This window comes from Streptomyces sp. NPDC088725 (assembly GCF_044751305.1).
In the GTDB taxonomy this organism is placed as follows: Bacteria; Actinomycetota; Actinomycetes; order Streptomycetales; family Streptomycetaceae; genus Streptomyces.
This window is the reverse complement of the sequence record NZ_JBIVLO010000001.1, coordinates 90,622-103,564: the sequence shown is the minus strand read 5'-3', so window position 1 is coordinate 103,564 and position 12,943 is coordinate 90,622. Positions and strand designations below refer to the sequence as shown.

Sequence of the window (12,943 nt, the reverse complement as noted above, 5' to 3'; positions counted from 1 at the left end):
CTCTCAGTCGTCGGTGCGGGTGAACCGCAGATAGAGAGCGGAGAAGAGACTGAGCACGACCAGCAGCATCACGCTCAGGGCGCAGGCCCCGCCGAAGTTGTTGTAGAGGAAGGCGTACTTGTAGATCAGGTAGAGGATCGTGACCGTGGAACTCTCCGGTCCGCCTCCGGTGATCACGAACGGCTCGGTGAACACCTGCATCGTGGCGATGATCTGAAGGAGCATCAGCATCAGCATGATGAAGCGCGTCTGCGGGATCGTCACGTGCCGCACGCGCTGGAGGATGTTCGCGCCGTCCAGCTCCGCGGCCTCGTACAGCTCGCCGGGGATGCCCTGGAGCGCCGCGAGGTAGATCAGGGCGGTGCCGCCCATGTTCGCCCAGGTGGCGACGATGACCAGGGAGATCAGCGCGGTGTCGGCGCCGTTCGACCAGTTCGAGGTGGGCAGGTGCAGGCTGCTCAGCACTTCGTTGGCGAGGCCCGCGCCCGGATCGTAGAACCACTTCCACAGCAGGGCGCTGACCACCGGCGGGATCATCACCGGGAGGTAGACGACCACGCGGAAGAACGACTTGGCGTGGCGCAGTTCGTTGAGGACGAGGGCCATCAGGAACGGCACCGCGAAACCGATGACCAGGGCGATGCCGGTGAAGACGAGAGTGTTGCGCCAGGCCGTACCGAACTCCGGGTCCTGGAAGACCGCGGTGAAGTTGTCGGTCCCCACCCATTCCGGAGCCGAGCCTGGGGTGTACTTCTGGAAGGCGATGATCACCGCGCGGATCGCCGGATACCAGGAGAACAGCGCGAAGCAGAGCAGGCCGCCGATCAGGAAGCCGTAGGCACGGACCTGGTGGGAGAGCCTGCGGCGGAAGGGGCTGTGGGAGCCGCCTCCGCGGCCCGCCGGGCGCTTCCCCGCGGTGGGGGAAGGCACGGCGGGCCGCTGAGGAGCCCGGGCAGTCGTCATCGCTGTGTCAGCCTCGCGCCAGGATTCCGTCGATCTTGGCCTGCGCGTCCTTCAGAAGGCCGTCGATGTCGGCATCCTTCTTGGTGAGGACGGCGGAGACGGCCGCGTCGAGGACCGAGTAGATCTGCTGGGCGTTCGCCGGCTCCAGCTTGAGGGTGAGCTGCTGGCTGCCGCTGAGGAAGGGCTGGTAGTTCTCGACCGGGACGTTGGCGTACTGCTTCTTCAGCGCCAGGTCCTTGGCGTCGGTGGCGCCGGTCCACAGGCGCGGCTCGGGCAGTCCGACCGGGGCCTTGTTCTCCGAGGCGCGCTTCCAGTCGTTGAGACCGTGGCCCGGGGTGTTGGTCTCGTACTCCAGGAACTTCAGGCCGGCCTTGATCTGGGCCGGGGTGTCCTTCTTGTTGAACATGTAGCCGTCGCCGCCGGCGAGCGTGCCCTTGCCGCCCGGCATCGGCGCGAGCGCGAGGTCCTCGTACTTGCCGCCCTTCTCCTTGACCAGGATCGGGATGTTGTCCGGGGCGGAGATGTACATGCCGAGCTTGCCCGAACCCATCATCTGCTGGACGTCGTTGAGGATGAGCAGCTGCTTGGTGCCCATCGAGTCGTCGGTCCAGCGCATGTCCTTCAGGTTCTGCAGGACGGCCTTGCCCTCGGGAGTGTCGACGCTCCCCTTCTTGCCGTCGGGGGTGACGACGTCACCGCCCTGCGAGTACATCTCGGCGGTGAAGTGCCAGCCGCCCTGGTTCTGCGCGCTGTAGTCGGCGTAACCCACGTAGCCCTTGCCGAGCGCCGCGATCTTCTTGGCGGCGGCGCGGACCTCTTCCCAGGTGGCCGGGGGCTTGTCGGGGTCGAGACCGGCCTGCGCGAAGAGCTTCTTGTTGTAGAGAAGCCCCATCGAGTAGTTGGTGCGCGGAACGCCGTAGACCTTGCCGTCCACGGAGTAGACGTCGCGCAGCGACTGCTGGATGTCGCTGTAGCCCTTCATGTCCTTCACGTACGACGTGATGTCCGCGGCCTGGTTGATGTCGACCACGTGCTTGGCGTCGGTGAAGTACGTGTAGAACACGTTCTCCATCTGACCGCCGGCGAGCTTCGCGTCGAAGGTCTTGGGGTCCTGGCAGGGGAAACCGTCACGGGCGACGATGTCGATCTTCGGATTCGCCTTCTCGAAGGCCGTGATGTCGTCCTCGAAGCTCTTGCGGTCGATCTTCGCGCTCTTGGGCGGCTCGCAGTTCACAGTGATCTGCGTCTTGCCGTTCGCGGAACCATCACTGCCCGAGTCGCATGCGGCCAGCCCGGTCAGGGCCAGCGCGGAGGCTATGGCGGCGGTACACGTACGGCGGAACCCGGGACTGGTCATCGGTGGACCCCTCTTAGGGCAGGAGCGTGGGAATCCAACAGCTGCTCGCTGTGTGGCGGCGCTCACTCAACCACTAACTACGGATGTCCGCAATATGTCGCTCCGATTTCGCAAATACTTGACAGACGCGTGCATCCACTGGGGCTGGATCACCCTCCGTGGGCCTATGCTTTCAGTTGTCGGGGGATGCTCGCCACTTATCTCAGCACGCCCTCACCACGCCCTCACCGCTCATCTCGCCCCGCGCCCGACAAGCAGGCCTTCAGGGGGTGTTGGTCTGTCGCGCCACGCGCGCGGAGGATGGGATTCCGTCTCTCGCGCGACACCGCGGACCGTGGTCGGGGGTGCCGCCGGATGCGTCGCGGCGGCTCGGCCGGAATATGTCGCGCGCGGATCACGCACGTATGGGGCCGCAATAATTACGCGCGTCATGCAAGCCACTTGCCCACCGGAGCCGGCCGGGCCACGTACGCGCGGCGGCCGGCGGGCGCTCAACGGCGGCGACGGCGGGTGCCCGGGGCGAAAACCAGGGCACCCGAGGAGAGATTACCGAAATATTTCGTGTGCCTTACGGAAATGTGCGACAGTCAGTCGCGCGCACCGGCCCCGGCCCGCGGCGCGGGCCTGGGCGCCTGCGCCGTGGAGCCGCGTACGACCAGCTCGGGCTCGAACAGCAGCTCGCCTGGCGGTACGGCGCCGCCCTGGATCTGGGCCGTCAGCAGCTCGACGGCGGCCCGCCCCATGGCCTCGATGGGCTGGCGGACGGTGGTCAGCGGCGGCTCGGTGCAATTCATGAACGCGGAGTCGTCGAAGCCCACGACCGACACCTCGCGCGGCACGTCCAGGCCGCGCCTGCGGGCCGCCCGTACGGCCCCCAGGGCCAGCGGGTCGCTCGCGCAGATGATGCCCGTGACACCGCGGTCCAGCAGCCGTGAGGCGGCCGCCTGGCCGCCCTCCAGAGAGAACATCGACCGCTCGACGCATTCCTCGGGGAGCTTCGCCCCGGCCGCCTTCGCGGTCGCCAGCGCCGCCGCGAGCTTCCGTCGCGAGGGCACGTGGTCGGACGGGCCGAGCACCAGACCGATGCGCTCGTGGCCGAGCGATGCCAGGTGACGCCAGGCCTGCTCGACCGCGACGGCGTCGTCGCAGGAGATGCAGGGGAAGTCCAGATTCTCGATCGGCGCGTTGATCAGCACCACCGGGATCTTCCGCTCCGCGAGCTGCCTGTAGTGGTCGTGCGGCGCGTCCGCCTGCGCGAACAGCCCGCCCGCGAAGACCACTCCGGACACCTGCTGCTGGAGCAGCAGCTCCACGTAGTCCGCCTCGGAGACCCCGCCCTTGGTCTGCGTACAGAGCACGGGAGTCAGGCCCTGCTGGGCCAGCGCGCCACCGATCACCTCGGCGAACGCCGGGAAGATGGGATTCTGCAGCTCCGGCAGCACCAGGCCCACGAGCCGGGCACGCTCCCCGCGGAGCTGGGTGGGCCGCTCGTAGCCGAGTACGTCCAGCGCGGTCAGCACGGACTGCCTGGTGGCCTGCGAGACCCCTGGCTTGCCGTTGAGCACCCGGCTGACCGTGGCCTCGCTGACCCCAACCTTCTTAGCCACTTGAGCAAGTCGTCGCGTCATACACGCAAGACTATCGCAAGCGATGCAAGCTACTTGCTCAGCCGCGTAACAACCGCGACGGGTGCGGTACCGGCCGGATCCCTCCGGTCGGTACCGCACCCCGGCGCCGCCGGGCGGCTGCTACGGGTTGATGTTGATCTTCATGGTGGAGGTGGTGTTCTTCACGTCCTGAGCGTTGTTGCTGAGCTTCAGACCGTTGAAGGTGACCTCACCGACCGCGGGACCCTGCCCCGCCTCCGGCAGTTCGTTCGCCCAGAGCCCGAAGCCGGACTTGGCGTCGTACGCGTCGCCGCTCTTCTTGGCGCCGGAGATCGAGATGTTGGTCAGGATCGTGTCCTTGATCGGGAACTGCGGCTGGCCTCCTACGTAGTTGGTCTGGAACATGATCCCGCTGTAGGTCGGATCGACGATGTCGACGTTGTTGATCCGGATCCCCTGGAACACCTTGGAGGCGGAGAACAGCCAGATGCCCGGGAAGGTCTGCGAGCCCCAGAAGTGGCCGCCGGCTCTGACGACCGACGCGTTCTCGATCGTCGTCGGATCCGTGCCGAAGCCGTTCATCGCGTATCCGAAGTCCAGCGAGCTGACCGTGATGCCCGCGTAGACCAGGGTGTCCGCGACCAGGAGGTTGCGGAAGGTGTTCTTGTAACCGCCGTATACGGCGATGCCCGCGGCACGCCAGGTCAGCGTCGCCGTCAGGTTCTCGTAGACGTTGTTGTACATGTCCGCGCCGCCGGCGTCGATCGCCGAGAACAGCGCGAAGCTGTCGTCACCGGTGGCCCGCGCGTCGTTGTTGACGACGTGGTTGTCCGTGGAGCCGTTGGTCATGTTGATGCCGTCGGCGAACGTGTCACGGATCCGCGAGTTGCTGATCGTGATGCGGTCGGCGTTGGCGCCCCAGTAGAGGCAGACCGTGTGCTCGTTCCAGATGTTGTCGATCGTGATGTCGGTGACGTTCGACAGGTCGAAGACCTTGCCGGGGCCGTCGATGCGCGACGTGTAGTTGCCGAAGTACGAGAAGTTCGTGAAGGACGAACCCGCCGCCGCGGCTTCCACCCGGAAGCCCACATCGGTGTTCTCCTGCGTGTCCGGTGCGTGGAACCTGGTGAACCAGGGGCCCGCGCCGACGACCTTCACAGCCTTTCCGTACACCTGGAACTTGCTGGACGTCTGGTAGTCGCCGGCCGGCAGGTAGACACCGACCAGCTTGCCCGTCGTGTCCATCCGGACCTTGTCGATGGCGTTCTGCACGTCCTGCTGCGCGAATCCGGCCGGCACCGCGTAGGTGGCCGCGTCCGGGTTGGGCACCTGCGTGGCCAGCTCCGTGTTGATGAAGTCGATCGCGTACGTGGAGGTGTTGGCCGCGTCCTTCTGGAGCCTGATCTTGCTGCCCGCCGGGACGGTCTTGCCCAGCATGACGTTGGCCTCGTCGTAGATGTGACGGGGACCGCCGGAGCCGGGTGAGTTGCCGGGCCCTGTCTCGTCGCCGTACAGCCACGCGTACTTCGACGTGAGGTCGATCGCCTTGAGGAAGGTGCCGTCGACGTAGATGTTCAGGTTCGAGGTCGTGCCGCCGCCGCCCGCGGAGTCCGGGATGGAGAACCGGGTCACCAGCGTGTTGGTGCTGGCGCGGGTGGTGAACTCGACATAGTTGCCCGTGTCGTTGAGCGTGACGGCCTTGCGGCCCGACGCCTCGCCCGCGAGGTCGCCCACGGTCCTGTTCGGACCGATCACCTTCGCGCCGCCGCCCGTCACGCCGTCCTCGGCCTCGTACATGTCGTACGGCATGTTGGCGCCACGGCCGACGAAGAGGGGCTGCGTGGAGGTGTTGTTCGCGCGCTTGACCGGTACCTCGTTGGCGTCGTCAGCGAGGACCACCTTGACGGTGTACGAGCCGTTGACGGCGGTCCAGGTGCCGAGCCCCACGGTCCCCGAGGTGGCACCCGCGGCGATGGCGCCGTTGTAGGTACCCGTGAGGGTCTTGACCGTGGCGCCGTTGCCGTCCAGCAGCGTCAGCGTGATGCCGTGGGCTCCGGAGGCCGAGGCGACCGTGCCCTGGTTCTTGATCGCCACCGAGAAGGTGACGGTGTTACCGGCCGAGGGAGAGGACGGCGATGTGGCGACACTGGCCGCGACCAGGTCCGAGCTGGAGACCGGCTTCACCACCAGGGCGGTGGAGCTGACGAAGGTGTTGTTGGTCTCGTTCTGCTCGATGACCGTGTTGGCCGGGTCGGCGACTGCGCTGAGTTCGTACGTACCGGCGTCGTGCGCGCCGATATTGGCGGTGACGGTCGTGGAGGCTCCGGCGGCCAGGGCGCCCACGTTCGCGGTGCCCACCTTGGTGCCCGCGAGACGGAATTCGACCGTGCTGGCGGGGGCGGCTGCCGAACCGCCGTTGCGTACGGTCGCCGACAGGGTGATCGAGTCGGACTCGACGGGCGCGGCCGGGGACGCGCTCACGGCGGTGACCTGGAGGTCCGGGTTGGGAGCCGCGTTCCCGAGTACCTGGAACTCCGCGACCTGGCCCGCGCCGGAACCGGTGTTGGAGTTGAACTTCAGCTGGACGTCGGCGACGCGCGCGCTGACCGGAATGGTCACCGAGTTGCCGGTGGCCGGGCTGAAGGCGTAGTCCTTGGCCGCGACGAGGGACGTGAAACCGGTGGCACTCTGCTCGCGGCCGAGCACCTGGATGTTCTGGGTGCGGGCCCCCCAGCTGCTGTCCGGGTTGAGCTTGACCACCACGCTGTCGGTGTCGGCGTTGGCGCCGAGCTTCACCGTGAGGGTGTTGGGGTAGCTGCCGCCCGCGCCCTCCCAGTAGGTGGCCGTGTTGTTGTCGACGGCGTTCTCCGCGACGAAGGTGAAGACCGAGGAGGACGCGGTGACCGGCTTGCCGACGGCCAGATTGGACGACGATCCCGAACTGCCGTTTCTGGTCACCGTGTTGCTGTTGCCCGAGACGTTGCCCGCCGCGTCCTTGGCCCGTACGTAGTACGAGACGGTGGTGCCCGCGGACTGGGTGTCCGTGTACGTCAGTACGGTGCCCGCGACGCTGCCGCGCAGCACGTTGTTGGCGTAGATGTCGTAGCCCGTGACGCCCTTGTTGTCCGTGGACGCGCTCCAGGTCAGCTTGATCTGACCGGAGGTGGGCTCGGTGTAGGCGAGGTTCCCGGGGACGGTGGGCGCGGTGGTGTCACCGGTGTCGCCGGTGCGCGTGACGCTGTTGCTGTTGCCCGAGACGTTGCCCGCCGCGTCCTTGGCCCGTACGTAGTACGTGACGGTGGCGCTGGTCGGCTGGGTGTCGGTGAAGCTGGTGACATTGCCGGCGACGCTGCTGCGCAGCACGTTGTTGGCGTAGATGTCGTAGCCCGTGACGCCTGTGTCGTCGGTCGAGGGCCGCCAGGCCAGCGCTATCTGACCGGTGACGGGTTCCGTGTAGGTCAGCTGGGTCGGAGCGGTCGGTGCCTGGGTGTCACCGGTCGTGGGTCCGTAGATCTCGAACTCGGAGAGCTGCGCGCCCGGCTGGCCGGTGTTGGCCGTGACCAGCGCGCGTACGTACCGCGTGGTGGTGTTGTTGAAGGTGATGGTCACCGTGTTGCCCGAGGCGGGGTCGAAGGTGTACGCCTTCGACGCCGTCACATCGGTGAAGGTGGAGTTGTTCGTGGACCCCTGGATCTTCAGGGTCTGGTCCCTGGCGCCCCAGCCGTCGGGGAGCTTCAGCACGACGCTGTTGACGGCCACGGACGAGCCGAGGTCGGCCTGGATCCACTGCGGGAAGGCGTTGTTGTTGCTCTCCCAGTAGGTGGCCTTGTTGCCGTCGTTGGCCTTGGAGGCCGGGTACACGTCGGTGAAGCTGCTCGACGTGAGCGTCCTGCCGAGCGCGAGGTTGACCGAGGCCGCGGCGGCGGTGCGCACCTCCAGCTCGGACAGCTGGGCCTTCTTGCCCGCCGAGTTGGCCGTGAAGTCGGCCCGCACGTAGCGCGCCTTGGTGGCCGGGAAGGCGATGGTGACCTTGTTGCCCGCGCCTTCGCTGAAGGTGTACGTGGCGGAGGACTTCAGCGTCTCGAAACTCGTGCCGTCGGCGCTGCCCTGCAGGGACAGGGTCTGCTTCCTGCTCTTCCATCCCGCGGGGAGCTTCAGCGTCACCTGGTCGACGCGCTTGCTCGCGCCGAGGTCCGACTGGACCCACTGCCCCGACTTCTTGCCGTTGCCCTCCCAGTAGGTCGACTGGTTCCCGTCAGTGACCTTCCTGGCGTCGGCTGCGTGGGCGTTCGTCGCCGCGGTCCGCCCCGCTGCGACGTTGGGACCGCCGGCCGCGGCCGCGGTGAGCGACGGCACGCCGATCATCAAAAGACTGGTGGTAGTGACGGCCGCGAGGGCCCGCCATCTCCAGCGTAGCGATCTCATGGATCCCCGATCTTCGGCCTCGGCGCTGAGGCGGCGAGGGCGCGGCTCTGAGTGCATGCCGGTGCGGCATACGTTTGTGCACTGAGGAGCGGAGTCTTTTGCGTTTTGCGGTCAGAGAGTTGCAGAGAAATGCGAAGCCGTCCACAACTCTGACAGAAACGGATCGACCGGATCATCGTCGACCCGTCAGCAGCCCACGCTCAACAGGTCTGTGTCAGAAGGTTTCTGGTCGACACGTCGAAGCCGCAAGCAGTTCGCATATCCCGCAAAATATTTGCGCGATTTTGAAAATTCCGGAAACCCGACCCAGCCTCTACCGTTCGTACGCATGAGTGCTGGAGCTCCCTCCGACGCGGCTGTACGCAGACGGTTCGGCCGGCCACGGCGTGTGTTCTCGCAGGTGTTGCTGACGCAGCTGGCCGTCGCGACCGGCGTCACGGTGCTCGCCACCGGCCTTTTCCTGGCGCCTCTCAGCGCACAGCTCGACAACGAGGCGATGCACCGCGCGCTGGCGATCGCCGAGACCGCCGCCTCCCCCGAGGTGGCCGGCGCCCTCGTCGGCTCGCGGCCGGTGCGCGAAGGCCCGGTGCAGGCCGAGGCCGAACGCATCCGACGGGCCACCGGGGCCGAATATGTGGTGGTCATGGACAGACGCGGGGTCCGCTGGTCCCACACCGACACCGCGGAGATCGGCCGGATCGTCTCGACCGACCCCAGAGAGGCCCTCGCGGGCGAGCACGTCATGGAAATAGACAGCGGCACGCTCGGCCGCTCGGCCCGCGGCAAAGTCCCGCTGCGGGACCGTACGGGCGCCGTCGTCGGCGCCGTATCGGTGGGCATCGCGTACGACAGCGTGCACGAACGGCTGCTCGCGGCGATCCCCGGGCTGCTCGCCTACGCGGGCGGCGCGCTGGCCGCCGGGGCACTCGCCGCGTATCTGATCTCCAGACGGCTCCAGCGGCAGACCCACGACCTGGCGTTCTCCGACATCTCCGCGCTGCTCGCGGAGCGTGAGGCCATGCTGCACAGCCTGCGTGAAGGCGTCGTCGCCCTGGACGCGGACGGCCGGATACGGCTGATGAACGACGAGGCCCAACGGCTGCTCGGGCTCGGCCCCGAAGCCTCCGGGCTGCCGCTCGACCGGGTCCTCGGCGCCGGACGTACGACCGATGTGCTCGCGGGCCGGGTGGCCGGCGAGGACCTGCTGACCGTACGGGGCAGCCGGGTGCTGGTCGCCAACCGGATGCCGACCGAGGACGGCGGCGCCGTCGCCACCCTCCGCGACCGCACGGAGCTGGAGCGGCTGGGACGGGAGCTGGACGCCACCCGCGGGCTGATCGACGCGCTGCGCGCCCAGGACCACGAACACGCCAACCGGCTGCACACGTTGCTGGGACTGCTGGAGCTGGAGATGCACGAGGAGGCGGTGGAGTTCGTCACCGAGGTCGTCGGGGTGCACCGGGCCACCGCCGAGCAGATCACCGACCGTGTCCACGATCCGCTGCCCGCCGCGCTGCTGGTCGGCAAGGCCACGGTCGCGGCGGAGCGCGGCGTCGCCCTGCGGCTCTCGCCCGACAGCCTGCTGCCCGACAGGCTGGCGGATCCGCAGGGCCTGGTCACCATCGTCGGCAATCTCGTCGACAACGCGCTGGACGCTGCGGCGGGTTCGGCGGATCCGCGCATCGAGGTGGAGCTGCGCGCCGAGGGACGCACGGTCGTCCTGCGGATCTCCGACAGCGGGCCCGGCGTTCCGGTGGACCGGCGTGAACTGGTCTTCTCGGAGGGCTGGTCGACCAAGAAGCCGCCCGCACACGGCCGACGCGGGCTCGGACTCGCTCTGGTCCGCAGACTCGCGGAGCGGCAGGGTGGCAGCGTACGGGTCGGCGCGTCGGCGGAGGGCGGCGCGGAATTCACCGTCGTGCTGCCGGAGGCGCTGTCAGAGGCGGCGCCGGGAGAACTCGCTCAGGCAGGCCCTTCTGCGGCAGGTCACGCCGCGGCAGGAGAGGCACGATGATCGACGTACTGGTCGTGGACGACGACGTCAGGGGCGCCCGGATCAATACGGCCCATGTGCCGAAAGCAGCGGGCTTCCGGGTACCTGGTCGACCCGTTCGGCCTCGCCGGTCCGCAGACCAGGCTGGCGGCGTACGCGACACTGCGCCGCACCCTGGAGGACGGTGGTGAGGCAGGTGCTGCTCAGTGCCGAAGGACCGCTGTCCGCACGGGAGATCGCGGAGCCGGCGGGGATGAGCAGGCAGACCGCGAGGCGCTGTACCAAACCGCTCGAACGCACCGGGCGGGTACGGCTCAGCCTCCGGTACAGCGGGACGATACGCCCGGAACACCGCTACGCGTGGACGGCGAGCGGGCGCCCCTGAACCGGCCGAACCTGACCGGCAGCCGGTCGAACCGGCCACCGGTTGCCCGCTCCCGGCCGCTCAGGCCGCCCCCGCGCCGGTCAGCGAGCGGACTTCGATCTCCGCGTGCTTGGCCGCGTCCGGTGGCTCGGGCGAGAGGACCGTACCGATCCAGCCGGCCAGGAAGCCCAGGGGGATCGAGACGACTCCCGGGTTCTGGAGCGGGAAGACCTGGAAGTCGGCCCCGGGGAACATCGCGTCGGGGGCACCGGAGACGACGGGCGAGAGCGCGACCAGCACGATGGCCGGAACCAGCCCCCCGTACACGGACCAGACCGCGCCTCGGGTGGTGAAGTTCCGCCAGAAGAGCGAGTACAGGAGCACCGGCAGATTCGCGGACGCGGCGACCGCGAACGCGAGGCCGACCAGGAACGCGACATTCAGCTCCTGGGCCAGCAGGCTGAGCCCGATGGCGACCACGCCGATCCCGGCCGCCGCCACCCTGGCCACGGCGACCTCGCCGCGCTGTTTGACGCGGTAACGGGCGAACGAGGCCCAGAGATCGTGGGCGACGGACGCCGAGGAGGCGAGCGTGATGCCGGCGACGACGGCGAGGATCGTCGCGAAGGCGATCGCCGCGACGACCGCCAGGAGCACGGTCCCGCCGGTCGAGCCCGCGCCGCCGCCGAGGTCGAGGGCGAGCAGCGGAACGGCCGTGTTCCCCGCCGCGTTCGAGGTGCGTACGGTGTCGGATCCGACCAGCGCCGCCGCTCCGAAGCCGAGCACGATGGTCATCAGGTAGAAGCCGCCGATGAGTCCGATGGCCCAGACGACCGAGCGGCGGGCGGCCCGCGCGGTCGGCACCGTGTAGAAGCGGGACAGGATGTGCGGCAGCCCGGCGGTGCCCAGCACCAGGGCGAGACCGAGGCTGATGAAGTCGAAGCGCGCCGTCCAGTCACCGCCGTACGCGAGCCCCGGCGACAGGAATTCCTTGCCGTGACCGCTGTGCGCGACCGCGCTGTTCAGCAGATCGTTGACATCGCCGTGGAACCGCACGAGGACGAGAACGGTGAGCGCGACCGCGCCCGCCAGCAGCAGGACCGCTTTGACGATCTGGATCCAGGTGGTGGCCCGCATCCCGCCCAGCGAGACGTAGACGACCATCAGCGCGCCCACACCGATGACGGTCCAGGTGCGGGCCGCCGCGCCCGTACCGCCGAGCAGCAGCGCGACCAGACTGCCCGCCCCGACCATCTGCGCCACCAGGTAGAGCACGGAGACGGTGACGGACGAGATACCGGCCGCGACCCTGACGGGACGTTCGCCCATCCTCGCCGCGACCACGTCGGCGAGAGTGAACCGGCCGCAGTTGCGGACCAGTTCGGCCACGAGGAAGAGCACGACCAGCCAGGCGACGAGAAAGCCGACGGAGTAGAGCACGCCGTCGTACCCGAAGAGGGCGATGAGCCCCGAGATGCCGAGGAACGAGGCCGCGGACATGTAGTCGCCCGCGATGGCGAATCCGTTCTCCACCGGTGAGAAAAGACGGCTGCCCGTGTAGAACTCCTCGGCGGAGCCCTGCCTGCCCCGGCCCACCCAGGTGGTGATGCCGAGCGTGACCGCGACGAACGCGCTGAACAGCAGCAGCGCCAGGGTCTGGTGGTCACCGTTCACCGTTCGGTCCCTCGCGTCATCTCCTGTGTGTCCCAGCGCAGTTCGAGGGCCGCGCGGTCCCTGCGCAGCCGGGCGTGACGGACGTACGCCCAGGTCAGCAGGAAAGTCGAGAGGAACTGGCCGAGACCCGCCACCATCGCCACGTTCACCGCGCCCGCCACCGGCCTCGCCATCAGCCCGGGTGCCGCGGTGGCCGCCACGACGTACGCGAAGTACCAGACGAAGAAGGCCAGAGAAGCCGGGACGACGAACCGCCGGTAGCGGCTGCGGACTCGTCGGAAAGCGGCGCTGCGCTGTACTTCCAGGTAGATGTCGGCGGTGCTGGGGCTCGTGCCCGGAGCCCCGGTCCTGTCCGGAGCCGGCACCATGGGCGCGCCCGCGCCGTCCAGCTCGCCCCAGCCGTCGGCCAGCGCGTCGTACCACGGGTCGTCGAGCCGCACCGCTGCGGTCTCGCGCCCTTCCTGCTTCTCCACCGGTGAACTCTCCTTGTCAGCGGGCCATTTCGGCCGCATCCCAAGGATGTGCGGAGCGGGAAGCTCGCCGACTCCTCTCTCCGTGAC

Annotated in this window: 7 protein-coding genes and 1 pseudogene; 2 read left to right on the top strand and 6 right to left on the bottom strand. The window is 68.4% G+C overall.

The annotated features are described in order from the left end of the window. Positions 1–3: 3 nt before the first annotated feature. The 4 genes from ACIP6N_RS00405 to ACIP6N_RS00390 form a co-directional block, all read right to left on the bottom strand. Complete coding sequence (locus ACIP6N_RS00405) at positions 4–963, bottom strand: carbohydrate ABC transporter permease (protein ID WP_401811656.1); 960 nt, start codon at positions 961–963, stop codon at positions 4–6. Positions 964–970: 7 nt separating this feature from the next. Then, a complete protein-coding gene (locus ACIP6N_RS00400; RefSeq protein WP_401811655.1) occupies positions 971–2,320 on the bottom strand; it encodes an ABC transporter substrate-binding protein in 1,350 nt (449 codons plus the stop codon). Between the two features lie 587 nt (positions 2,321–2,907). Beyond that, on the bottom strand, positions 2,908–3,948 hold the full coding sequence (locus ACIP6N_RS00395) for a LacI family DNA-binding transcriptional regulator (protein WP_401811653.1): 1,041 nt from the start codon (positions 3,946–3,948) through the stop codon (positions 2,908–2,910). 120 nt (positions 3,949–4,068) lie between these two features. Continuing rightward, entirely contained in the window at positions 4,069–8,292 is a 4,224-nt protein-coding gene (locus ACIP6N_RS00390) for a discoidin domain-containing protein (protein ID WP_401811652.1), read from the bottom strand. Positions 8,293–8,680: 388 nt separating this feature from the next. Between ACIP6N_RS00390 and ACIP6N_RS00385 the strand changes: the two genes are divergently transcribed. Both ACIP6N_RS00385 and ACIP6N_RS00380 read left to right on the top strand, forming a co-directional pair. Next, positions 8,681–10,366, top strand: coding sequence for an ATP-binding protein (locus ACIP6N_RS00385; protein WP_401811650.1), 1,686 nt, complete (start codon positions 8,681–8,683; stop codon positions 10,364–10,366). Between the two features lie 81 nt (positions 10,367–10,447). Next, a pseudogene (locus ACIP6N_RS00380) lies at positions 10,448–10,730 on the top strand (helix-turn-helix domain-containing protein); the annotation flags it as partial. A gap of 60 nt (positions 10,731–10,790) precedes the next feature. Here ACIP6N_RS00380 and ACIP6N_RS00375 read toward each other — a convergent pair. Continuing rightward, a complete protein-coding gene (locus tag ACIP6N_RS00375; RefSeq protein WP_401811649.1) occupies positions 10,791–12,383 on the bottom strand; it encodes a cation acetate symporter in 1,593 nt (530 codons plus the stop codon). Further along, positions 12,380–12,895, bottom strand: a complete 516-nt coding sequence (locus ACIP6N_RS00370; protein WP_401811647.1) for a DUF485 domain-containing protein — start codon at positions 12,893–12,895, stop codon at positions 12,380–12,382. Before ACIP6N_RS00370 ends, ACIP6N_RS00375 begins: the two co-directional genes overlap by 4 nt. Positions 12,896–12,943 lie beyond the last annotated feature (48 nt).

Bases quoted from the DNA above. Each gene is read 5' to 3' on its own strand.
- ACIP6N_RS00405 (WP_401811656.1), bottom strand. From the start codon at position 963: ATGACGACTGCCCGGGCTCCTCAGCGGCCCGCCGTGCCTTCCCCCACC.
- ACIP6N_RS00400 (WP_401811655.1), bottom strand. From the start codon at position 2,320: ATGACCAGTCCCGGGTTCCGCCGTACGTGTACCGCCGCCATAGCCTCC.
- ACIP6N_RS00395 (WP_401811653.1), bottom strand. From the start codon at position 3,948: ATGACGCGACGACTTGCTCAAGTGGCTAAGAAGGTTGGGGTCAGCGAG.
- ACIP6N_RS00390 (WP_401811652.1), bottom strand. From the start codon at position 8,292: ATGATCGGCGTGCCGTCGCTCACCGCGGCCGCGGCCGGCGGTCCCAAC.
- ACIP6N_RS00385 (WP_401811650.1), top strand. From the start codon at position 8,681: ATGAGTGCTGGAGCTCCCTCCGACGCGGCTGTACGCAGACGGTTCGGC.
- ACIP6N_RS00370 (WP_401811647.1), bottom strand. From the start codon at position 12,895: ATGCGGCCGAAATGGCCCGCTGACAAGGAGAGTTCACCGGTGGAGAAG.